Below are 23,127 nucleotides of genomic sequence, written 5' to 3'. Positions count from 1 at the left end.
ACAATAAAAAGCCCCTTTGACGAGAGGGCAGCCTGCCGTCACAGCCAGAGTACGGGCGTAAAAAAACCCCGCCGAAGCGGGGTTTTTAGCACTCATTCCTGACCTTAGACGGCGGTCTGAACTATGACCTCTTCTGCCTTCTTGGTGTACTGAGGCAGCTGGTCGAAGTTCAGGTAGCGGTAGGTGTCGGCGGCGGTGGCGTCCAGCTCGCGGGCGTATTCCAGGTACTCGGCCGGGGTCGGCAGTTTACCCAGGATGGCGGCCACGGCAGCCAGCTCGGCGGAAGCCAGGTAGACGTTGGCGCCCTTACCCAGACGGTTGGGGAAGTTACGGGTGGAGGTGGACACCACTGTGGTGTTGTCGCCTACACGCGCCTGGTTACCCATGCACAGGGAGCAGCCGGGGATCTCGATGCGGGCACCGGAGCGGCCGAAGATGCTGTAGTAGCCTTCTTCGGTCAGCTGGTCGCGGTCCATCTTGGTGGGTGGCGCCACCCAGAGGCGGGTCTTGAGCTGGCCGTTGAACTTCTCGAGCAGCTTACCGGCGGCACGGAAGTGGCCGATGTTGGTCATGCAGGAACCGATGAAGACTTCGTCGATGGCGTCGCCGGTCACGGTGGACAGCAGGCGGGCATCGTCGGGGTCGTTCGGGGCGCAGAGGATCGGCTCTTTGATCTCGTTCAGATCGATCTCGATGATCTCGGCGTACTCGGCGTCCTTGTCGGCTTCCATCAGGTCGGGGCTCGCGATCCAGTCTTCCATGGCGCTGATGCGGCGCTCGATGGTGCGGCGGTCGCCGTAGCCTTCGCTGATCATCCACTTCAGCATCACGATGTTGGACTGCAGGTACTCGATGATCGGCTCTTTATCCAGCTTGATGGTACAGCCGGCAGCGGAACGCTCGGCGGTGGCATCGGCCAGTTCGAACGCTTGCTCTACCTTCAGGGTCGGCAGGCCTTCGATCTCCAGGACGCGGCCGGAGAAGACGTTCTTCTTGCCCTGCTTCTCGACGGTCAGCAGGCCCTTCTGGATGGCGACATAGGGGATGGCATGGACCAGATCACGCAAGGTGATGCCGGGCTGCATTTCGCCCTTGAAGCGAACCAGTACGGACTCGGGCATGTCCAGGGGCATGACGCCGGTAGCGGCGGCGAAGGCCACCAGGCCGGAGCCGGCCGGGAAGGAGATGCCGATGGGGAAGCGGGTGTGGGAGTCACCGCCGGTGCCGACAGTGTCGGGCAGCAGCATGCGGTTCAGCCAGGAGTGGATAACACCGTCGCCGGGGCGCAGGGACACGCCACCACGGTTCATGATGAAGTCGGGCAGGGTGTGGTGGGTCTCGACGTCAACCGGCTTGGGATAAGCGGCGGTGTGGCAGAAGGACTGCATGGTCAGATCGGCGGAAAAGCCCAGGCAGGCCAGGTCTTTCAGTTCGTCACGGGTCATGGGGCCAGTGGTGTCCTGGGAGCCGACGGTGGTCATCTTGGGCTCGCAGTACTGACCGGGACGCACACCTTTGACGCCACAGGCCTTGCCGACCATCTTCTGGGCCAACGTGTAACCCTTGGAAGAATCGGCAACGGCGGCGGGGCGGCGGAACTCGGCGGAGTGACCCAGGCCCAGGGCCTCACGGGCCTTGTCGGTCAGGCCGCGGCCGATGATCAGCGGGATACGGCCGCCGGCGCGGACTTCGTCCAGCAGCACGTCGGTCTTGAGGCCGAACTCGGCCAGCACTTCGTCGGTGCCGTGGCGCTTGATCTTGCCTTCATAGGGGAAGATGTCGATGACATCGCCCATGTTCAGCTTGGACACGTCCACTTCGATGGGAAGGGCGCCGGCATCTTCCATGGTGTTGAAGAAGATGGGGGCGATTTTGCCGCCCAGGCAGACGCCGCCGGCGCGCTTGTTGGGGACAAAGGGGATGTCGTCGCCCATGAACCAGAGCACGGAGTTGGTGGCGGACTTACGGCTGGAGCCGGTGCCCACGACGTCGCCCACGTAGGCCAGGGGGAAGCCCTGCTCCTTGAGCTTGTCGATGGTGGTGATGGGGCCGATTTCGCCGTCTTTGTCCGGGTCGATGCCGGGACGGGCCATCTTCAGCATGGCCAGGGCGTGCAGCGGGATGTCCGGGCGGGACCAGGCGTCCTGGGCCGGGGACAGATCGTCGGTGTTGGTTTCGCCAGGCACCTTGAAGACGGTGACGGTGATCTTGTCGGCGACGCCGTTGCGCGCCTTGAACCACTCGGCCTCGGCCCAGGATTCAACGACCTGTTTGGCGACGGCATTGCCGGCCTTCATCTTCTCGACCACGTCGTGGAAGGCGTCGAACATCAGCAGGGTGTGGGACAGGGCCTTGCCGGCGATGGCGGCCAGGGCGCTGTCGTCCAGCAGTTCGACCAGGGGAGCTATGTTGTAGCCGCCTTGCATGGTGCCCAGCAGCTCAACGGCCTTTTCCTTGGAAACGATGGGGGATTGGGCTTCGCCCTTGGCCACGGCGGCCAGGAAACCGGCTTTGACGTAGGCGGCTTCGTCTACACCCGGGGGAATGCGGTTTTCCAGCAGGTCCAGCAGGAAGGCTTCTTCGCCTGCGGGAGGATTCTTCAGCAAATCAACCAGTTGGGAAACTTGCTCGGCGGAAAGGGGCTTGGGCACCACGCCTTGGGCGGCGCGTTCTTCAACATGCTTGCGATAGGCTTCTAGCACGACTCTATCCTCTTGTGTAACAGGCGTTGGGGGCCTGCCGGTTTATCATTCGGGGCAGCCCCGATGAGGTGCGCCGATTATAGCGATTTTGTGACCAGATTTGAATTTCTACCTCTGCATAAAAAAGCCGCCCAAGGGCGGCTTTTGTCATCAAGTTGCAGGCCGGGGCCCCTTACTTGAGGTTGGCTTCCATCAGATTCAGGATGCGCTGGTATTCGTCCAGCCAGCTGGAGGGCTCACGGAAACCGTGGTGCTCCACCGGGTAGGGCGCCATGCTGAAGTTGTTGGTCTTATGCAGCTCGATGAGGTGCTGCACCATGCGCACCGAATCCTGGAAGAAGACGTTGTCGTCCAGGATGCCGGACATGATCAAGAGCTGGCTCTTGAGGTTCTGGGCATGGTAGATGGGCGAGCTGCGGTGGTAGGCGATGGGATCGTTACCGGGCAGGTTGAGGATGTTGGAGGTGTAGGGGGCGTTGTAGTTGGCCCAGTCCGCCACGGGGCGCAGGGCGGCGCCGGCCTTGAACAGATCAGGGGCCGTGTAGAGGCTCATGAAGGTCAGGAAGCCGCCGTAGGAACCGCCGTAGGTCCCTACCCTGCTCTTGTCCACGCCGTAGTGGCTGGCGATGTAGTTGACGCCGTCCTGCAGATCCTGCACCTCGGGGGTGCCCATCTGGCGATAGATGGCGGTACGCCAGTCGCGGCCGTAGCCCTCTGAGGCCCGGTAGTCCATGTCCATCACCACGTAACCCTTGGTGGTCAGCAGGCTGTTGAACATGAATTCGCGGAAGTAGTCGCTCCAGCCCATGTGCACTTCGTGCAGGTAGCCGGCACCGTGGTTGAACACCACGGCCGGGTAGTGCTTGGCCGGATCGAAGCCCTTGGGCAGGTAGATCTTGGCGTAGATGGGCTGATCGCCGTGGGTGGAGGGCACCGCCACTATCTTGGGGGCCGTCCAGGGCGCCTTGGCGAAGGCATCGGAGACGGTGTGGGTCAGCTGCTTGGGCTCGCCGCCGGCCGTGCTCAGGCTGTAAAGCTCGGGCGGGTTCAGCACCTTGGAGTGGGTCAGCACCAGGGTCTTCTCGTCCGGGCTCAGCACGAAGTCGGTCATGCCGTTAAGGTCAGTCAGGGCCGTCTGCTTGCCGCTGTCGATATCCAGCTTGTAGATCTCGTAGATGCCGGGGTGCTTGACGTTGGCCTTGAAGTAGAAGCTCTTCTGGTCCTTGGACAGCACGGGGGCGTTCACTTCCCAGGCGCCATGGGTGAGCTGGCGGGCCTTGCCGTTCAGGGTCTTGAGGTAGAGGTGGCTGTAGCCGCTCTCCTCGGATTGGTACCAGAGGCTGTCGTTCTTCAGCCAGCCGAAGTCGTTGAACTGGTAGTTGACCCAAGCGTCGTCGTGCAGGCGGTTCTGGGTGCTCAGCTTGCCGCTGGTAAGATCGGCGGTGACCAGCCAGCGGTCCTTGTTGTCTTCGGCCTCGAGCATCAGTGCCAGCTTGCCGCTGTCACTCCACTGGATGGCGGACTGGTTCCAGCTCCAGTCTTCAATCAGGTGTACGGCGCGGGGGCCCTTGAAGTCGTCGACCTTGTAGCCGGCCTTGCGGTTCTCTTCCCGCACCTTGGCCAGGGGATCGGTGTTGATACCGGGCAGGTCGGCCAGCTTCAGCTCGGTCTGCTTGCGGCTCTTGAGGTCGATAAGAGTAAAGGCCTGGGGGTTGGGCTTCCAGTCGGCTACCCGCTGGCGCACTTCGCGAACTTCGATCTCACCGCCGTTGCCCAGGTAGTTGGGCATCACGTCCTTGTCTTCGCGTTCTTTCTGGTCGGCCTCGGTCACCACCACCAGGTGTTCGCCGTCCTTGGACAGGCTCAGCTCCACCAGGCGGCGGCCTTCACCCAGGTAGAAGGGCTGGGGGTTGGCGTCGGGGGTAGCGGCTTGGAGCTGCTCTTCTTCCAGCACCTGGGCCTTCTTCTGGTCCTGCTTCTTGGCCACCCACTTGATCAGCTTGCGCTGCTCGGTGGCCAGGTAGCCCTTGGGCTCATAGTACTTCTCGGGAGCCTTCTTCATCTCCACCTGGGCCAACAGGCGCACCAGGCCGGTATCGGGCTCGACGCTGTAGAGGGCCTGGCCCCGTTGGAAGGCGATGCGGCCGTCATTGAGGAACTGGGGATTGCTGTCGCTGTCGCTGGAACCGGTCAGCTGGCGTACCTGGCCGCTGCGCTCCAGGTAGAGGTTGCCTTCGAAGCTGTAGGCGTAGCGGTCGCCGCTCCAGACACCGCCAGCCACGTGCTGGTAACGGTCCTTGTCGGCCACCTTCTGGAGCTGGCCGCCGTTCAGGGTCATCAGGTCGTAGAGGCTGCTGTTCTCGCGCTGCTGCCAGAAATAGATCTTGCCGTCAGCACCGACGAAAGGCTGCTGGGGGCTGCGGGCTATCCACTGGGGATCGGCCATGATCTGGGCCAGGGTCGGGTGGCCGCTGGCATCAACCTGGGGGGCGGCCGGTACCTGGTAGTCAGGCTTGGCGGCGGGCGCCGGGGTCTGGGCGCTCTGCCCTGTGGTGGCGCAAGCGGCCAGCACCACGGACAGCGCCAGGGGAATAAGGGCTTTTCTCATTGTTCTCTCCCGGGGGACAAATAAAACAGCCTCCCGAGGGAGGCTGTCTGCCTTCAGCTGAAGGCCCTTTTTACCATCTTTTGGCTTACCAGATCTTCACGCGTTTGTCGGGCGCGATATACATCTTGTCGCCTGGCTGGATGTCGAAGGCCTTGTAGAAGGCCGGGACGTTGCCGACGGTGCCGTTGGCGCGGTATTGGCTGGGGCTGTGCGGGTCTGTGTTCAGACGCATGCGCAGGTTGGCTTCGCGGTAGTTGCGGCGCCAGACCTGGGCCCAGCCGATGAAGAAGCGCTGGTCGCCGGTGAAACCGTCGATGACAGGGGCTTCTTTGCCGTTCAGGCTCATCTGGTAGGCCTTGTAGGCCATGGTCAGGCCGCCGAGGTCACCGATGTTTTCACCCAGGGTGAAGTTGCCGTTGACGTGGGCATCGCTGAAGGGGGCGTAGCTGGAGTACTGGGCCGCCAGCTGGCCGGTGCGCTCCTTGAATTTCTTCAGGTCTTCCTTGGTCCACCAGTTGCGCAGGTTGCCGTCGCCGTCGAAGTTGGCGCCAGAGTCGTCGAAGCCGTGGCCGATCTCGTGGCCGATAACGGCACCGATACCACCGTAGTTGACGGCGTCGTCAGCATCCATGTTGAAGAAAGGCGGCTGCAGTATGGCGGCCGGGAAGACGATCTCGTTGGCCAGCGGGTTGTAGTAGGCGTTGATGGTCTGCGGCGTCATGCCCCACTCGCTGCGATCCACAGGCTTGTCCAGCTTGTTGAGCATGTCCTGGTATTCGAAGGCGGCATAACGGCGGAAGTTGCCCACCAGATCGTCAGCCTTGATGGTCAGGCCGTCGTAGGACTTCCACTTGTCGGGATAGCCGACCTTGGGGGTGAACTTGGCCAGCTTGGCCTTGGCGGCTTCCTTGGTCGCGGGGCTCATCCACTCCAGCTCGTCAATGGACTCGCCGTAGGCTTTCAGCAGGTTCTGTACCAGCTTCTCCATGCGGGCTTTGGCTTCGGGCTTGAAGTAACGGGCCACGTATTCCTTGCCCACCATCATGCCCAGCACGCCGTCGGTGGCGTCTACGGCCTGCTTCCAGCGGGGGGATTGCTCTTCGGTACCGGACAGCAGCTTGCCGTGGAAGTCGAAGTGGCGGTCGGCGATGGCCTTGGGCAGCACGTCACCGTAGTTGTCCACCAGGTGGAAGGCCAGGTAGGACTTCCAGGTTTCGACCGGCACCTTGCCGAACAGCTTGCCGAAGTCTTCGAAGTAGGACGGCTGGCCGACGATCACCTCGTGGGCCTTGTCCAGGCCGGAAGCCTGGGCGTACTGGTCGAAGTAGAAGGTCTTGAGGGTCTTGCCCAGTTCGGCGGCAGAGACCTTGTTGTAGGTGGCGTTGGGGTCACGGTTCTTGACCTTGTCCCACTGGGCCTTGGCCAGCTGGGTTTCCAGGGCCAGGATGGACTTGGCGCGCTTCTCGGTGTTGTCGAAGCCGGCGTTCTTCAGCTGGTCGCTGATGTAGCTGACATAGGCGTCGCGGATCTTCTGGTACTTGTCGGACTTGTCCAGGTAGTAGTCACGGTTGGGCAGGCCCAGGCCGCTTTGGTCTACATAGGCGGCGTTCTTCAGGGAGTCCTTGGCGTCGGCACCGACGTAGAAACCGAAGGGCTCGCGCACGCCTTCCAGGGCCAGTTTGCCCATCAGGGCGGAGACGCCGGCCAGGCTGTCCAGATCGCGGATGGCGTTCAGTTCAGGCTCGATGGGGGACAGGCCCAGCTTTTCCACCAGGTCGGTGTTCATGTAGGACTTGTAGAAGTCACCGATCTTCTGGTCGTTGGAACCGTCAGCGGCGCCCTGCTTGGCAGCCGCTTCCTCGATGATGGTCTTCATCGCCTGCTGGCTGTCGTCATAAAGCTTGGAGAAGGAGCCGTAGTTGGACTTGTCGGCTGGGATGGGGGTGTTCTTCAGCCAGGTCCCATCCACGTAGTGGTAGAAGTCATTCTTGGGGGAAACGCTCTTGTCGAAGTTGGCCAGGTCGATACCTGAAACCAGTTGCTTCTGGGCGGGAGCCGCTGCTTGCGGGGCCTGTGCAGTTTCAGTCTGCTGGGCACAGGCACCGAGGCCAAGGCCGAGCGCCACGGCCAAAGCCAGGTGACTCAGTTTTGTCATGTCGTTTTTCCTTGGTGAACTTATCCAATGTCAACGGGCCATGTTACAAAGGCAGGGCAGACCCGCAAAGCATCTCTTCTTTAGCAAATGTTTCAGGATATTGCGCCTTTATTTCAGCCGGCCTGCCGCTGTTGCCAGTCGAGCAGCCAGGCCTGGAAGGGGGCCAGTTCCATGGGTTTGGCGTAGTAGAAGCCCTGCACTCTGTAGCAGCCGAGGGCCAGACAGAGGTCGAGCTGCTCCTCGGTTTCCACCCCTTCGGCCACCACCTTGAGGCCAAGGTTGCGGGCCAAGTCCACCACGGAACGCACTATGGCGGCATCGGCCTCGCTGCCGGTGAGGTCGTGGACGAAGGACTTGTCCACCTTGAGCTCGTTGACGGCGAACTGCTTGAGGTAGGCCAGGGACGAATAGCCGGTGCCGAAATCGTCCACCGCTACCGCCACCCCCAGCTCGCGCAGGGCCGCCAGGTGCTCGCGGGCCGTGCCCACTTCCCGCATCAGGGTGGATTCGGTGATCTCCAGGCACAGCAGGGACGGCCTGAGCCCGGTGCCGGTCAGCACCTCCCTGACCTGGGCCACGAAGTCGTGCTGGCGGAAGTGAGCCGCGGAGATGTTCACGCTCAGGGTCATTGGCTTGGTGCGGCCGGTGTTGATGGCCTTGATATCCTGGGCCGCACGGCGCAGCACCAGATCGTCCACCGCCGCCACCAGGCCGGTGTTCTCCGCCACCTTGATGAAGATGTCGGGGCTGATCAGGCCCTCTGTGGGGTGGCGCCAGCGCACCAGGGCCTCCACCGCCACCACTATCTCCCCTTCCAGCACGTCCACCTGGGGCTGGTAGACCACGAAGAACTCGTCGCGCTCCAGGGCCTGGCGCAGGTCAGATTCGAGCTGGATCAGGCGCATAGCCTCCTGGTTGCGCTCATGGCAGTAGAACTGCATGTTGTTCCGGCCTTCGTCCTTGGCGTGGTACATGGCCATGTCGGCGTTGCGCAGCAGGGCTTCTGGCTGCTTGCCGTCGTCGGGGAAGAGGCTGATGCCGATACTGGTGGACAGGAAGAATTCCCGGCCGTAGATGTTGAAGGGCCTGGCCAGGGCCGCCAGCAAGGCTTCACAGAGGGGGATCAGCTGCTCTGGCTTGTCCACCTCGTGGACTATCACCACGAACTCGTCGCCACCCAGGCGGGCCAGGGTGTCGCGCTCACCCACCACCTGCTGGAGGCGGTTTGCCGCTTCGATGAGCAGGCCATCCCCTACCCTGTGGCCGTAAGTGTCGTTGACCGTCTTGAAGCGGTCGAGATCCATGAACAGCAGGGCCAGGCGCTGCTCCTGGCTCTTGGCCGTCGCCAGGGCCTGGCTGAGGCGCTGCATGAACATGCCGCGGTTGGGCAGGCCGGTCAGGACGTCATAATTGGCCAGGCGGCGCAGCTCGAACTCGGCGGCTTTGCGCTCCGTCATATCCGAGAACACGGCCACCAGGTGGCGGCTGGCGGAAGCGGGATCGTCCATCACGGAGATGTTGAGCCAGAGGGCGCAGTTGCTGCCGTCCTTACGGCGCAGGCTGGTCTCCCCCGTCCAGGCACCGTTCTGCTCCACCTGCTGCCAGACATCGACGTCGAGGAATTCCTCGGGCAGCAGGAAGGCCAGGGGCTTGTCCTGCAGCTCCTCCCGCTCGAAACCGGAGATCCGCTCCACGGCCGGGTTGCCGGACAGGATCGCTTTCTGGGCGTTGAGGATCAGTACCCCTTCGGCGGTGTTCTCGAAGGCGCGGGCATAGAGGGTGACCTCCCCTTCCAGCTGCTTGCGCTCTGTGATGTCCTGGTAAATGCCGGAGATCCGCAGGGCTCGGCCCGTCTCGTCCCTTTCTACGGCCCGGCCTATGACGTGCATCCAGCGGGCCTGGCTACCAATCATGATCCTGTATTCCACGTCGTAGCGGGCAGCACGCCCTTCCAGGTGCTCCATCCAGACCTTGTAGACCCGCTCCCTGTCGTCCGGGTGCAACGGCACCTCGGCGAGGTTGACGTCGACTGTGCCGTCTTCCCTGGCCAGCTCGCTTTCAGGGCGGCTGATGGTGAAACGGTCGGTATCGGCATGCCAGTCCCAACTGTTCGCGTTGGCGCCGAAAATAGCCAAGCGCAGTTGTTGTTCCGACTCGCTGGCCCTCTTGTAGGCCAGGCGCAACCGCTGCTGTTGGCTGCGGCGCAGCTGGGCCACGAACAGGGTCAGCAGCAGCAACGCCAGGCCCAGGGCGCTGAAGAAGAGATAACTGCGGTACCAGGGCGTGGCGATGTCGATCACCAGTTGCTGGGGCTGATCCCGCCAACGGCCGCCCTGGCTGTACCAGAGCTTGATCTGGTGCCGGCCATGGCCCAGGTTGCCCAGCACTATGGGCGCCTCAGACAACAAAGGCACGGCTTCACTGTCGCCGCTCAGCTGGTAACGAAAGCGTGGCAGCCGCTCTGAGGCATAGTTTTGTGAACCGGGTTGGATGCTGATCACCCCGACGTCGGCCGGCAGTTGCGGCAGCTTGTCCGGGTCCCAGTAAAGCAGGCTGCTGCCGTCCGCCAGCCTCGCCTGGACGTAAACGACTCCGCCACCTTCCGATACCACCCTGTGGTGCAGCTGGCCCCAGCCAAAGGCGGCCACCCCTTTGGCGGTACCTACCCAAAGGGTGCCGTCCGGCATCATCTGGGCGGCGCCCTCGTTGAGCTCGTCGTCCGGCAGGCCGTCTTCGTCGAAGTAGGCGTCGACCTGGGGCTTGTCCCCCAGTACCACCCGGATCAAGGTGCTTTGCATGCCGACGTAGAGCTTGTTGCCCTGGCTGCGGATGAAGAACACCGATTGGGAAGGTAGGCCCCAGCGCTGGCTCAGGTTTTCCCAACGGGGCTTAGGTCCGGACAGATCCAGCTGCCAGAGCCCTTCCTTGTCGAAGCCCACCAGCAGGTGCTGGTCATCCAGGGCGTGGATGGCGTTGATCTTGATGCCAGGCAGCTGGGGCTGGCTGACCCAGGCATCGTCCTGGAAACGCAAGAGCCCTGCCCCGCCGGCTGCCCAGAGCCGTTGGCCCTGGCGGGCAAAGACCTTGACCGAGCCCAGGGCCCTGTCTTTGTTGTCTTTGAGCCAGCCTTGGATCTTGTCCCCCTCCAGCCGCACCATGCCGTCGGTGCCGCCGACCATCAGCGCCTCACCGTCCTTCCACATTCCCATGCAGGCACGCCCGACCCAGGGGGTGCCGGTCAGGGGATGGGAAAAGGTTTCGGTATTGGGATCGAAGAGATAGAGACCGCTCCAGCCACAGGTTGCCAACTTACCCTGGAAAGGCTGGACCGCGTAAAAGCCGTCGTTGAGGTTGAAATCGGCGGGCCTGAACAGCTGGTGTTTGTCGCCATCCACCTTTTCCAAACCGGCGTCTGTGGTCAGCCAGAGCAGCCCATTGTCCTGCTTGAGGATGCCCCAGACAGTGTCGGAGGACAGGGCGGGATTGGAGTGGCGGCTATAGGCCACAAGGGGAGGGGTGGCCTTGGGCACCAAGGCCAGCACCCCTTCACCCAAGGCGCCGCCCCAGACCAGGCCGTTGCGGTCCACCATGATGGGGATCAGGCCTTCTATCTGGGTCTTGCTTTGAATGGTGTCGGTGTAGTCGATCAGGGAATTGTCGGCAGGCCGGTAATACTGGATGCCGTAGCGACCCGTGATATAGAAGCCCCCCTTGTCATCTTCGGCCATCTCGCGGAAGTAATGCCCAAGGAGCTGCGATTCTATCCCCCATCCCAGGCCCTGGTGGGCCAGCCGGAAGAGCCCTTTCTCGCTGGTGATCCAGAGCTGCTGCTGGCTGTCGACATAGAGGGCCTTGGACGCGCCGTACTGGGCTTTGCGCCAGGGGATAGTCACCTGGCTGCCGCTGGCCGGGTCGAATACCAGCAGTTGGCCTTCCGAGAGCAGGTAAAGCAACCGCTCACCGGCGGCCAGCACCTTCCAGCCTTCCTTGCTGTTGATGCGATTGTCCTTGTGGAGCTGGCCACCCTGCCAATAGGCCAGAGAGTGTGACCCCAGCAGCAGCCAGAGCTTGCCTTGCAGCAAGCGCCCGTCCCTCACACCGCCCGGTATCAGCAAGGGTTGCGTCTTGCTGCTGGTCAGCAACTGCACCCCCTGGTCCCTGGACCATCTCAGCAGGGCATTGGAGGTACCTATATAGAAGGCGTCACCGTCAGGGACAAGGGTGGACACGTTTTGGTCCACCCCATCGGGGAAAGGCACCACCAGCGCCTTGGACTGGGTCAGGCGATAGAGGCCATCATCGGAGGCCGCCCAGACGTTGCCCTGGGCGTCTTCCATCAGCGTACTGATCCACCCGTTCGGCAAGCCTTGCTGAGCAGTCCACTGGCGTAATACCACATCGTTGCTTATAGCCTGGACAGCGGTACTGAACACCAGCGCCAAACCGAATAGCCATCGCCACATCTTTGGGGGCCCTATGGGGGCAGAAGCATAGGAAAAGTTTACCATTCTTTGTAACCAAACATTAGGCCACAAGTAAGCCAAAGGCATCGAGAAGGTCACAAAAGAGTAAAGGCGACATTCAAAAGTCAGCCCCCAGCGAGAAGTAGAAGCTGGACTCGTTCTCGGAGTTGCGCCCGAAGGACAAGAACAGCGGCCCTATTGGGCTGTCCACCCCGGCATAGAGGCTGCCTGCCTTGATGAGATCCCCAAAGCTGACGTCCGCCCGGCGATCCCAGACATTGCCCGCTTCCAGGGTCATGCCCAGGTAGACGGGGCTCTTGAAGAAGCCGAAGTCGTTTTCGAACAACCGGTAGCTGTAGTCCAGGGACGCAAAACGCATGTGCTTGCCGGACAGGGTCAGGCGGCCAAAGCCGGAGAGATTGCGAAAGCCCCCCAGCTCGAAGCTGTCCAGGGGCTGGGCCTGGTCGTTGAGGTAGGAGCCGGCCTTGAGGGTCAAGGCCAGGGCATGGTCGCCGCCGGACAGGGCCAGTCGCCACTTGCCAAGGTAATAGCTGTTGGTACTGCTACTGCCAAGCAGCTGGTCCCGGCTGCGGCGCAGCTCCAGGGCCCAGCGCTGACCCTGGCGGGGAAAATCGCGGCTGTCCAGAGTGTCGTGTTCCCACAGCAGGAAAGGCCCACTCTGGCGGTAATTGAGGTTACGGCTGCCCAACAGCGGCGGCAGGAAGAGGCCATTGTCGTCGTGTAGGCCACCGTCCACGTAGCGCCAGCCCAGTTGCAGCACCGACCAGCGGCTGAAGTTGGTGCCCAGGGCCAGCTTGTAGGTGATGCCGCTCCTGTCCAGTTCGACAATGGTGGACAGCGCCTTGCTGATGTCCCGCACCGGCTGCTTGCGGTACTCGATGTTGGCCAGGCTGAAAAAGTCCTGGTCGGCGTCAAAGGGCCAGTAGAGCTCTGTCATGGCCCGCTTCACCAGGCCCAGCTCCAACTCGTTGTGCCACTCGGCGCCATAGGAAGAGAGTTGGGTGCGACTGTAGGAGGCCCCCAGCTGGTAATTGGAGGTGTCTGTGAAGTTGTCTTCCACAGCGACCCGGAAGTTGAGGTAGCCCGGCCCCCAGGAGCGCTGCCTGGCCCGAACCTTGAGCACCTCTTGGCCGCCCTGCTCTTGCAGCTCGTAATCCACCCGCTCGAACAGCTCTGTGGCGTAGAGGCGCTGGACGCCCTTGTCTATCTTGTGCTGGTCGAAGCGGTCGCCGGCCTTGACCCCCAGTTGCTCCCTGACCCAGCGCGGGTCCAGATCGCCGTCACTGTCGATATCCACGGCATCGATGCGCAACCGCTGCGGCGCCAGGCGGTGCTGTTGGCGCCAGCTGGCGTACTGGGCCGGCGGCAGAGCCAGGGCCCTGAGCCTCGGCAGCAATGCCCTGGCCGCGGCTTCCCCGGCCGCCATGGCGCTGCCCACCTGGGCAAAATCCAGCATGGATACCGACGCCAGTTCGGGCTTGATGAGGATGTCCTTGGCGCCCAGCAGGGCTGTCTGGCGGTCCATGTTGTCCCTGACCAGGAAACGGGACAGCTGATCCATGATGGCCAGGGCCGAATCCAGCTCCTTGCGGTCTCTGAATGGGGAATTGACGTCCACGGCGATGACGATGTCGGCCCCGAGGGCCTTGGCCAGGTCCACCGGCATGTTGTTGACCACGCCGCCGTCCACCAGCAGCAGGCCGTCCCGCTCCACAGGCCGCACTATGCCGGGCACAGCCATGGAGGCCTGCAGGGCCTGGGCCAGGTTGCCCTTGTCCATGACCACGGCCTGGTGGGTCTCGATGTTGGTGGCGACGCAGCGGAAGGGAATGGGGAGATCGTCGAAACTGCCAAGGTCGGGCAGATCCCCCAGGCTCTGGCGGATCAGGGAGATCATGGCCTGGCCCTGCAAGAGGCCCTTGGGCAGCTTGATCTGCCCCTGGTCGCTGAGCCCCAGGTTGACCCCCAGTTGGAAGCGGTCCCGCTGTTCCTTCTTGCGCAGGCTCTGGGCGCCGCGCTCCGGCCTTTCGCGGTAACCGCTGTTCCAGTCCAGGTGTTGCATCAGGGCCGCTATCTGGTCGGCATCCTTGCCCGACGCATAGAGGCCCCCGACAAAGGCGCCCATGGAAGTACCCGTCACCAGGTCGACCGGGATACGGTGCTCCTCCAGTACCTTGAGCACCCCTACGTGGGCGGCACCTCTGGCACCGCCACCGGCCAGCACCAGGGCGATTTTCGGCCTGGTCTCCCCGCTGGCAGGGGCCTGGGCCAAACACAGCAGGGGCAGTAGGCAGAGCAGCAACAGACGGTACATGGCGTTATTCCCTTCAACGGCACTCCGTCAGGGTAGTGAGCACCACCGGGAAAACCAAGCCCTCAGCCCAGGCTTTGGCGGCAGTCTTCTTGCAGGGCGTCCAGCCACTCGTAGCGCTTGCGGTACTGGCTGCGTTTCTTGCTTGCCACTTCTTCCAGGGGCTTGCGGGGCACCACCAGCGGCAATTGCCACAGCCTGGCTTCCAGGGCTTCGCCGCCGTATTCCGCCCAGAGGCTGTCGTAGTCGGTCTTCAGCTTCTGCTTGCGGCGGTAGCGCCGGCTGGCAAAGACATGGCCTTCGTTGGACACCGCATGGATGAAGTCGCAGCCCCAGGCCTGGGCCAGGATGCTCAGCAGCTGCACCATCAGCGCCTTGGGCCTCACCCCGTGGCAGTGGCGGGTGACGTCACGGATATAGGCCTCGTCCAGAGCGCTGCCCCGCACCGGCCCCTGCAGGCCGCCCACCAGCAGGCCAGTCCGGCCCTGCTCGTCTTCTCCCAGGATAAAGGTAGAGGAATAAAAGACCTCTCCCTCCACCACCAGGGTCAACGTCAGCTCACCCTCCCGCTGGAAGCTGCTGAGGTATTGCAGGCGCACCTCAAGAGGCCTTCCGTCCGGCCCCTCGATGCTGGCCAGGGTGACACCGTCCTTGAGGAAGGCGGTCAGCTGGGCGCTGTCCCAGTGCTGGGCCAGCAGCCGGTAATGGCTCGCCAACCGGGCAAAGCGCCTTCCCGGGCTCAGGCCCCGCATCAGGTAGGGGCGGAACGCCTTCTCCACCGTCTTGGGGTGGAACTGCAACACGGGCTGGAAGTGCGGCGAGTTCGAAAGCGCCAGGGTCTGACGATAGGCGCGGCCAAACACCAAGCTACGGCCACAAAAAAGGAGCCGTTTCTTGAATGCGTAGAATGTGGTGCCAGGGTAGATCAGCCTGGCCAGGGCGGAACGCCCCGAAAATTGGGATAAGTACTGCATCGGCGAAGAGTAAAATTCCATTTTTAACGAAACATTAATTCGGCATGACTTTACCACGGCCAGCCGTTCGGCGCTCTGCCAGAGCACCTACGCCGCGCTCTGCATCAGGGGGAGGCGAATTGCATCAACAGCAGGTATAATGCCGCCCCGCAACCGTTTTCCATCGACATCAAACTGCCGGAGTTGCTATGAAAGTCGCTATCGTGATGGGGTCCCGTTCCGACTGGGAAACCATGAAGGGAGCATCCGAAGTCCTCGACAGCCTGGGCGTCACCCACCACGTGGAAGTGGTGTCAGCCCACCGAACCCCGGAGAAGCTGGTGGATTTCGCCAAGTCCGCCAAGGATAAGGGCTTTCACGTCATCATCGGCGGGGCCGGCGGCGCCGCCCACCTGCCCGGCATGATAGCCTCGATGACCCCGTTGCCGGTACTGGGTGTGCCCGTGCAGAGCAAGGCCCTGAACGGCATGGACAGCCTGCTGTCCATAGTGCAGATGCCCAAGGGCATCGCCGTCGGCACCCTGGCCATAGGCGCCGCCGGCGCCGCCAACGCTGGCCTGCTGGCCGCCCAGATAGTGGCCCTGCACGACAAGGCCGTGGCCGAGAAGCTCGATGCCTTCCGCACCGCCCAGACCGACACCGTGCTGGCCAACCCGGATCCGAGGCTGCCCGCATGAGGGGCCTGGTCCTCGGCGCCGGCCAGCTGGGCGCCATGATGGGCGAGGTGGCCAGCCGCCTCGGCGTCGAGCTGTGGCGCTACTGCCCCGACACCCACCGCTATTTCTTCGGCACCGAGATGGACAGCTGCGGTGACAAGGGCCCCGACGGCTTCGACTGGGTGACCGCCGAGCGCGAGCTGCTGCCCCAGACCCCCTTCCACGGCGAGCTGCTGAACCTCTCCACCTACCAGTTGGTGAGCGATCGCCTGCCCCAGAAAAAGCTCTACGACGAGCTGGATCTCCCCACAGCCCCCTGGGGGGAGCTGAAGAAGGGCGACAGCGCAGACGCCCTGCTGGCCAAGATAGGCACTTCCCTGGTGGTCAAGGCCCGCCAGGGCGGCTATGACGGCAAGGGCCAGTGGCGGGTCAAGGAGCCGGGCTTCGTCAGTGAAGCCGACTGCATCGCCGAGGCCATGATCCCCTTCCAGCGGGAAGTGTCCCTGGTGGGCGTGCGGGCCAAAGACGGCCGCAAGCTCTTCTACCCCCTGGTGGAGAACTTCCACAAGGACGGCATACTGGTGGAGACCAAGGCCCCGGCCCCCGACATGCACCAGTGGCAGGGCGAAGCCGAGCGCATCCTCGGCGCCCTGATGGACCACCTGGGCTACGTAGGGGTGATGGCGGTGGAGCTGTTCGACTGCGGCGACAAGCTGCTGATCAACGAGATGGCCCCCCGCGTCCACAACTCAGGACACTGGACCCAGGACGGCGCCAACATCTGCCAGTTCGAGCTGCACCTGAGGGCCGTGGCCGGCCTGCCGCTGCCGGCCGAGCTCTTGTGGCGTCCCACCATCATGGACAACCTCATCGGCGTCGCCTTCGATCCGAATTGGCTGGCCGGTGAAGGCAAGGTCCATTGGTACAACAAGGAACCCAGGCCGGGACGTAAGGTCGGCCATATCAACCGCTGGCTCTAGGGAAAGCGGCTGCACTTGCTGATACGGTTCAAAGAGCCCCGCTTACGGGGCTTTTCCTTTTCTGGCCCAGTCAGCACTTTCTGCTCCAAGCGCCAGGCAATAAAAAAGCCCGCCATTCGGCGGGCTTTTTCGCGCCAGAAGAAGCTTACTTCTTCTTGGCCTTGGGGTTCGGCAAGTCGGTGATGGACCCTTCGTACACCTCGGCAGCCAGGCCCACGGACTCGTGCAGGGTCGGGTGGGCATGGATGGTCAGGGCCAGATCTTCGGCGTCGCAACCCATCTCGATGGCCAGGCCGATCTCACCCAGCAGCTCGCCGGCGTTGGAGCCGACGGTGGCGCCGCCCAGGATGCGGTGGGTCTTCTTGTCGAAGATCAGCTTGGTCATGCCGTCGGAAGTGTCGGAGGCGATGGCACGGCCGCTGGCAGCCCAGGGGAAGTTGGCGGTTTCAACTTCGATGCCCTTCTCCTTGGCTTCCTTCTCGGTCAGGCCAACCCAGGCCAGTTCCGGATCGGTGTAGGCGATGGAGGGGATGACCTTGGGATCGAAGTAGTGCTTGAGGCCGGAGGCCACTTCGGCGGCCACGTGGCCTTCGTGCACACCCTTGTGGGCCAGCATGGGCTGACCGACAACGTCGCCGATGGCGAAGATGTGGGGCACGTTGGTGCGCATCTGCTTGTCGACGTTGATGAAGCCACGCTCGTCGACGTTGACGCCGGCCTTGTCGGCATCGATCAGCTTGCCGTTGGGGGTACGGCCGATGGCCACCAGCACGGCGTCGTAACGGACAGGCTCAGCCGGGGCGTTCTTGCCTTCCATGGTGACGTAGATGCCGTCTTCCTTGGCTTCGACGGCGGTCACCTTGGTTTCCAGCATCAGCTTCATCTTCTTGGAGATGCGCTTGGTGAAGATGCGGATCATGTCCTTGTCGGCGGCGGGGACCAGCTGGTCGAACATTTCAACCACTTCGATCTCGGAACCCAGGGCCTTGTAGACGGTACCCATCTCCAGGCCGATGATGCCGCCACCCATGACCAGCATCTTCTTGGGCACGAAGCGCATTTCCAGGGCGCCGGTGCTGTCCCAGATACGCTCGTCCTGGGGGATGAAGGGCAGGTTGATGGGGCGGGAGCCGGCGGCGATGATGGCCTGGTCGAAGGTGACGGTGGTCTTGCCTTCGGCACCTTCCACTTCGATGCTGTTGGGGCCGGTGAACTTGCCGTAGCCGTTGACCACTTTCACCTTACGCATCTTGGCCATACCGGCCAGGCCGCCGGTCAGCTGGCCGATAACCTTTTCTTTGTGAGCGCGGAGCTTGTCCAGGTCGACCTGGGGGGCACCGAAGGTCACACCGTGGCTTTCCATGGTGCTGGCTTCGTCGATGACCTTGGCCACGTGCAGCAGGGCCTTGGAGGGGATGCAGCCCACGTTCAGGCAGACGCCGCCCAGGGTGCTGTAACGCTCGATGATCACGGTTTCCAGACCGAGATCGGCGGCACGGAAAGCAGCGGAGTAGCCCGCCGGACCTGAACCCAGCACAACCAGTTGTGCCTTGATTTCGTTGCTCATTGCTTAACCTCGTTATTCTTTGGCGCGATGCCGCTCCTGTAGGGCACCGCAAGTGTAACTGCATAAAAAGGAGGGGGCAAAGCCCCCCCATTGTTTAAAGAATGAGTTGACGCAGGTCACCCAGAATATCGGACAGGGTGGTGACGAAGCGGGCACCGTCGGCACCGTCTATGACGCGGTGGTCATAGGACAGGGCCAGGGGCACCATCAGGCGGGCTTCGAAGTCCTTGCCGTTCCACTTGGGTTTGAAGTCGGACTTGGACACACCCAGGATAGCCACGTCAGGGGCGTTGACTATGGGGGTGAACTGGGTACCACCGATGCCGCCCAGGCTGGAGATGGTGAAGCTCGACCCCTGCATGTCGGCCGCGGTCAGCTTGCCGGCGCGGGCCTTGGCGGAGATCTCGCCCAGCTCCTTGGACAGCTCGTAGATGCCCTTCTTGTTCACGTCGCGCACCACGGGCACCACCAGGCCGTTGGGGGTGTCCACGGCGATGCCGATGTGGACGAACTTCTTCATCACCAGGGACTCGCCGTCCTCGCCGATGGAGCAGTTGAACTTGGGATGGAGCTCCAGGGCCTTGGCCGCCGCCTTCATGATGAACACCAGCGGGGAGATCTTGAAGCCCAGCTGCTGCTTGGTGGCGACGTCGTTCTGGCTCTTGCGGAAGGCTTCCAGCTCGGTGATGTCCGCCTCGTCAAACTGGGTGACGTGGGGGATCTGGACCCAGTTGCGGTGCAGGTTGGGGCCGGAGATCTTCTGGATGCGGCTCATCTTGACCACTTCCACTTCCCCGAACTTGCTCCAGTCGACCTTGGGCCAGTCGATGACGGAGACGTTACCGCCGCCGCTGGTGGCACCGGCGGCCGCCTTGGGCCTGGCCAGCTCGGCCTTCACATAGGCCTGGACGTCTTCCTTGAGGATACGGCCCTTACGGCCAGTACCGGAAACCAGGCTCAGATCGACGCCGAACTCACGGCCCAGACGGCGCACCGAGGGGCTGGCGTGGACCTTGCCGCTGGGCTCGCGGACCCCGGCAGAGGGATGGTGCGGTACCGGCGGCGGCTTGGCGGCGCTCGCAGAGGCGGCCACGGGGGCGGCGCTGGGCGCGGCGGCAGGCGCAGCGGCCTGGGGCGCAGGGGCCGCTTCAACGGTTTCAATACGGGCGATCAGGGTGCCTTCGCTGATGGCGTCACCAGTCTTGACCAGCACTTCGATGACGGTGCCGGCAAAAGGTGCCGGGACTTCCATGGCGGCCTTGTCGCCTTCCACGGAGATCAGGCCCTGCTCGGCCTCCACCACATCACCCACGGCCACCAGGATCTCCACCACCTGCACTTCGCCGCCGGCGTCGGGCAGGGTGACGTCCTTGACCGCCTTGGCGGCAGGCGCGGCAGCGACGGGGGCTACGGTCTCAACGGCGGCGCTGGCGGCCGGAGCAGCAGCGACCGCTCCCGTTTCGATGACGGCGATCAGGCTGCCTTCGGAGACCTTGTCACCGGTCTTGACCTTGATCTCGACGATCTTGCCGGCCAGGGGGCTGGGCACTTCCATGGCGGCCTTGTCGCCTTCCACGGACACCAGGCCCTGCTCGGCCTCGACCATGTCGCCTACGGCCACCAGTATCTCCACCACTTCCACTTCGCCACCGGCGTCGGGCAGCAGCACTTCCTGGCGGGCGCCGGCGGCGGCAGGTGCAGGGGCGGCTTCTACCTGGGCAGCAGGGGCCACGGGTGCAGCTTCGGCTGCGCCCGCAGCCGCACCTTCGGCCGAACCCACTTCGATGGAGCCGATCACGTCGCCGGTGCTGACCTTGTCACCCACCTTGACGCTCAGGCTCTTGATGGTGCCGGCGAAGGGGGCCGGCACTTCCATGGCGGCCTTGTCCCCTTCCACGGAGATCAGGCCCTGTTCTTCTTCTACGCTGTCGCCCACGGCCACCAGCAGCTCAGTGACATCCACAGCGTCGCTGCCGATATCGGGCACGATCAGATCACGAGTCTCTGCCATTGCTCTTTCCTTACGCGTACAGCGGGTTCAGTTTGTCGGCGTCGATACCGAAGCGGGCAATGGCCTCGGCCACCAGCTTCTTGTCGACCTTGCCGGCCTTGGCCAGTTCGAAGAGCGCGGCCACCACCACGTAGTGGGCGTTGACTTCGAAGTGACGGCGCAGGTTGTCGCGGCTGTCGGAGCGGCCGAAACCGTCTGTGCCCAGTACGCGGTAGGGGCCGGGCACGAAGGCGCGGACCTGATCGGCGTAGAGCTTCATGTAGTCGGTGACGGCGACGGCCGGCACGTCCTTGGCAAGGGCGCTGGTGATGAAGGGCACCTGCTCGGCGGCTTCGGGGTGCAGCATGTTGTGGCGCTCGGCGGCCAGGCCGTCACGGGCCAGCTCGTTGAAGCTGGTCACGGAGAAGACGTCCACGTCCACGCCGAAGTCGTTGGCCAGGATCTGGGCCGCCTCGCGGGCCTGCAGCAGTATGGTGCCGGAGCCCATCAGCTGAACCTGGGCCTTGCCCTTGCCTTTGACGGTCTCGAGCTTGTAGATACCCTTGCGGATACCTTCCTCGGCGCCTTCCGGCATGGCCGGGTGGTGATAGGACTCGTTCATCACCGTCAGGTAGTAGTAGATGTTTTCCTGCTCGGGACCGTACATGCGGCGGATGCCGTCCTGCACTATGACAGCCACTTCGTAACCGTAGGTGGGGTCATAGGTGATGCAGTTGGGGATGGTGCCGGCCAGGATATGGCTGTGACCGTCTTCGTGCTGCAGGCCTTCACCGTTGAGGGTGGTACGGCCGGCGGTGCCGCCGATCAGGAAACCGCGCGCCTGCTGGTCGCCCGCGGCCCAGGCCATGTCGCCCACGCGCTGGAAGCCGAACATGGAGTAGTAGACGTAGAAGGGGATCATCGGCTCGTTGTTGGTGCTGTAGCTGGTAGCGGCAGCAACCCAGTCGGACATGGCGCCCAGCTCGTTGATACCTTCCTGCAGCACCTGGCCCTGCTTGTCTTCCTTGTAGTAGGCGACTTGGTCGGCGTCCTGCGGGGTGTATTTCTGGCCTTCACGGCTGTAGATACCCACCTGGCGGAACAGGCCTTCCATACCGAAGGTACGGGCCTCGTCGGGGATGATCGGCACTATGCGCTTGCCAAGGCTCTTGTCCTTGAGCAGGTTGGTCAGTACCCGCACGAAGGCCAGAGTGGTGGAGATCTCGCGATCACCGCTGCCCTTGAGCACGGCGTCGAAGGCCTCGACGGCCGGGATATCCAGTTCACCGTTGAAACGCACCTGGCGGCGCGGCATGAAGCCGTGCAGCGCCTCGCGGCGGGCCTTGAGGTACTTGACCTCTTCGGAGTCCTCACCGGGATGGTAGTAAGGCAGGTCGGCCAGCTTGTCGTCGCTGATCGGGATGTTGAAGCGGTCACGGAAGTACTTGATGGCCTCGATGTCCATCTTCTTGACCTGGTGGGCAATGTTCTTGCCTTCACCGGCGTCGCCCATGCCGTAACCCTTGACGGTCTTGGCCAGGATGACGGTGGGGCGGCCCTTGGTGTTCACGGCGCGATGGTAGGCGGCGTACACCTTGTAGGGATCGTGGCCACCACGGTTGAGGCGCCAGATGTCATCGTCGGACATGTTGGCGACCATTTCCTTGGTCTCGGGGTACTTGCCGAAGAAGTTGTCACGGGTGTACTTGCCACCCTTGGCCTTGCAGTTCTGGTACTCGCCGTCGACGGTCTCTTCCATCAGCTGCAGCAGCTTGCCGGAGGTGTCGCGGGCCAGCAGCGGATCCCAGTAGCGGCCCCAGATCACCTTCAGCACTTCCCAGCCGGCGCCGCGGAAGGTGCCTTCCAGTTCCTGGATGATCTTGGAGTTGCCGCGGACGGGGCCGTCCAGGCGCTGCAGGTTGCAGTTGATGATGAAGGTCAGGTTGTCCAGCTTCTCGCGGGAGGCCATGGCGATGGCGCCCAGGGCTTCCGGCTCGTCACACTCACCGTCCCCCAGGAAGCAGTAGACGCGCTGCTCGGAGCAATCCTTGATGCCGCGGTCGGTCAGGTACTTGAGGAAACGCGCCTGATAGATGGCGGCGATGGGGCCCAGGCCCATGGACACGGTGGGGAACTGCCAGTAGTCCGGCATCAGCTTGGGGTGCGGATAGGAGGACAGGCCCTTGCCGTCCACCTCCTGGCGGAAGCTGTCGAGATCGGCTTCGCTGAAGCGGCCTTCCAGGAAGGAGCGGGCATAGATGCCGGGGGAAATATGGCCCTGGAAGTAGATCAGGTCGCCGCCGTCTTTTTCGTTGGGGGCGCGGAAGAAGTGGTTGAAGCCCACGTCATAGAGGGTGGCGCTGGAGGCAAAAGAGGAGATATGGCCACCCAGCTCCAGGTTCTTCTTGGAACCGCGCAGCACCATGGCCAGGGCGTTCCAACGAATGATGGAGCGGATGCGGCGTTCCATGCCTTGGTCGCCCGGCATTTCCGGTTCCTGGCCAGCAGGAATGGTATTCACATAGGCGGTGGTGGCATCGAAAGGCAGGTGAGCGCCGTTACGACGAGCCTGATCGGTCAGGGATTCCAGCAGGAAGTGGGCACGTTCGGCACCTTCTTCATCCATGACGGCCTGGAGGGCGTCCAGCCATTCACGGGTTTCCTGCGGGTCCACGTCATGCATAACCTTCTCTGACATGG

General features: G+C 63.1%; 11 protein-coding genes. 2 read left to right on the top strand and 9 right to left on the bottom strand.

The window, feature by feature from the left end:
• Nucleotides 1-104: 104 nt before the first annotated feature.
• From acnB to PVT67_RS02365, 6 genes are all read right to left on the bottom strand, one after another.
• Nucleotides 105-2,702 (bottom strand): bifunctional aconitate hydratase 2/2-methylisocitrate dehydratase, encoded by a 2,598-nt coding sequence (gene acnB / locus PVT67_RS02390; RefSeq protein ID WP_301497438.1) that lies wholly within the window; start codon nt 2,700-2,702, stop codon nt 105-107.
• 172 nt (nt 2,703-2,874) lie between these two features.
• Entirely contained in the window at nt 2,875-5,310 is a 2,436-nt protein-coding gene (locus tag PVT67_RS02385; protein WP_301497436.1) for a prolyl oligopeptidase family serine peptidase, read from the bottom strand.
• Nucleotides 5,311-5,395: 85 nt separating this feature from the next.
• A complete protein-coding gene (locus tag PVT67_RS02380) occupies nt 5,396-7,465 on the bottom strand; it encodes a M13 family metallopeptidase (protein WP_301497433.1) in 2,070 nt (689 codons plus the stop codon).
• A 113-nt stretch (nt 7,466-7,578) separates the two neighbouring features.
• Nucleotides 7,579-11,928: an EAL domain-containing protein gene (locus PVT67_RS02375; RefSeq protein ID WP_336407794.1), complete on the bottom strand. Its 4,350-nt coding sequence runs from the start codon at nt 11,926-11,928 to the stop codon at nt 7,579-7,581.
• Between the two features lie 118 nt (nt 11,929-12,046).
• The gene (locus tag PVT67_RS02370; protein ID WP_301497430.1) at nt 12,047-14,263 is read right to left on the bottom strand and encodes a patatin-like phospholipase family protein; all 2,217 of its coding nucleotides are present in this window, start codon (nt 14,261-14,263) and stop codon (nt 12,047-12,049) included.
• Nucleotides 14,264-14,325: 62 nt separating this feature from the next.
• Entirely contained in the window at nt 14,326-15,234 is a 909-nt protein-coding gene (locus PVT67_RS02365; protein ID WP_301497429.1) for a VirK/YbjX family protein, read from the bottom strand.
• A 188-nt stretch (nt 15,235-15,422) separates the two neighbouring features.
• On the opposite strand from PVT67_RS02365, the gene purE reads away from it, so the two are divergent.
• Together purE and PVT67_RS02355 are read left to right on the top strand one after the other, a co-directional pair.
• Nucleotides 15,423-15,911 carry a 5-(carboxyamino)imidazole ribonucleotide mutase gene (gene purE / locus PVT67_RS02360; RefSeq protein ID WP_301497428.1) on the top strand — a complete coding sequence of 163 codons (489 nt, stop codon included), beginning with the start codon at nt 15,423-15,425 and terminating at the stop codon, nt 15,909-15,911.
• Nucleotides 15,908-16,870 (top strand): ATP-grasp domain-containing protein, encoded by a 963-nt coding sequence (locus PVT67_RS02355; protein ID WP_301497426.1) that lies wholly within the window; start codon nt 15,908-15,910, stop codon nt 16,868-16,870. Before purE ends, PVT67_RS02355 begins: the two co-directional genes overlap by 4 nt.
• Before the next feature lie 145 nt (nt 16,871-17,015).
• Here the strand turns inward: PVT67_RS02355 and lpdA are convergent, their stop codons facing one another.
• From lpdA to aceE, 3 genes are all read right to left on the bottom strand, one after another.
• Nucleotides 17,016-18,437, bottom strand: a complete 1,422-nt coding sequence (gene lpdA, locus PVT67_RS02350) for a dihydrolipoyl dehydrogenase (protein WP_301497424.1) — start codon at nt 18,435-18,437, stop codon at nt 17,016-17,018.
• 94 nt (nt 18,438-18,531) lie between these two features.
• The gene (aceF, locus tag PVT67_RS02345) at nt 18,532-20,448 is read right to left on the bottom strand and encodes a pyruvate dehydrogenase complex dihydrolipoyllysine-residue acetyltransferase (protein WP_301497422.1); all 1,917 of its coding nucleotides are present in this window, start codon (nt 20,446-20,448) and stop codon (nt 18,532-18,534) included.
• A gap of 10 nt (nt 20,449-20,458) precedes the next feature.
• The gene (gene aceE, locus PVT67_RS02340; protein ID WP_301497419.1) at nt 20,459-23,125 is read right to left on the bottom strand and encodes a pyruvate dehydrogenase (acetyl-transferring), homodimeric type; all 2,667 of its coding nucleotides are present in this window, start codon (nt 23,123-23,125) and stop codon (nt 20,459-20,461) included.
• Nucleotides 23,126-23,127: the final 2 nt, after the last annotated feature.

Source organism: Gallaecimonas kandeliae (assembly GCF_030450055.1).
Taxonomy (GTDB): domain Bacteria; phylum Pseudomonadota; class Gammaproteobacteria; order Enterobacterales; family Gallaecimonadaceae; genus Gallaecimonas; species Gallaecimonas kandeliae.
This window is presented reverse-complemented; position numbering and strand designations above follow the sequence as displayed.

What these genes read in the sequence shown, in the direction of transcription:
- PVT67_RS02385 (WP_301497436.1), bottom strand. Translation starts at nt 5,310, where the DNA reads ATGAGAAAAGCCCTTATTCCCCTGGCGCTGTCCGTGGTGCTGGCCGCT.
- PVT67_RS02380 (WP_301497433.1), bottom strand. Translation starts at nt 7,465, where the DNA reads ATGACAAAACTGAGTCACCTGGCTTTGGCCGTGGCGCTCGGCCTTGGC.
- PVT67_RS02375 (WP_336407794.1), bottom strand. Translation starts at nt 11,928, where the DNA reads ATGTGGCGATGGCTATTCGGTTTGGCGCTGGTGTTCAGTACCGCTGTC.
- PVT67_RS02370 (WP_301497430.1), bottom strand. Translation starts at nt 14,263, where the DNA reads ATGTACCGTCTGTTGCTGCTCTGCCTACTGCCCCTGCTGTGTTTGGCC.
- PVT67_RS02365 (WP_301497429.1), bottom strand. Translation starts at nt 15,234, where the DNA reads ATGCAGTACTTATCCCAATTTTCGGGGCGTTCCGCCCTGGCCAGGCTG.
- purE (WP_301497428.1), top strand. Translation starts at nt 15,423, where the DNA reads ATGAAAGTCGCTATCGTGATGGGGTCCCGTTCCGACTGGGAAACCATG.
- PVT67_RS02355 (WP_301497426.1), top strand. Translation starts at nt 15,908, where the DNA reads ATGAGGGGCCTGGTCCTCGGCGCCGGCCAGCTGGGCGCCATGATGGGC.
- lpdA (WP_301497424.1), bottom strand. Translation starts at nt 18,437, where the DNA reads ATGAGCAACGAAATCAAGGCACAACTGGTTGTGCTGGGTTCAGGTCCG.
- aceF (WP_301497422.1), bottom strand. Translation starts at nt 20,448, where the DNA reads ATGGCAGAGACTCGTGATCTGATCGTGCCCGATATCGGCAGCGACGCT.
- aceE (WP_301497419.1), bottom strand. Translation starts at nt 23,125, where the DNA reads ATGTCAGAGAAGGTTATGCATGACGTGGACCCGCAGGAAACCCGTGAA.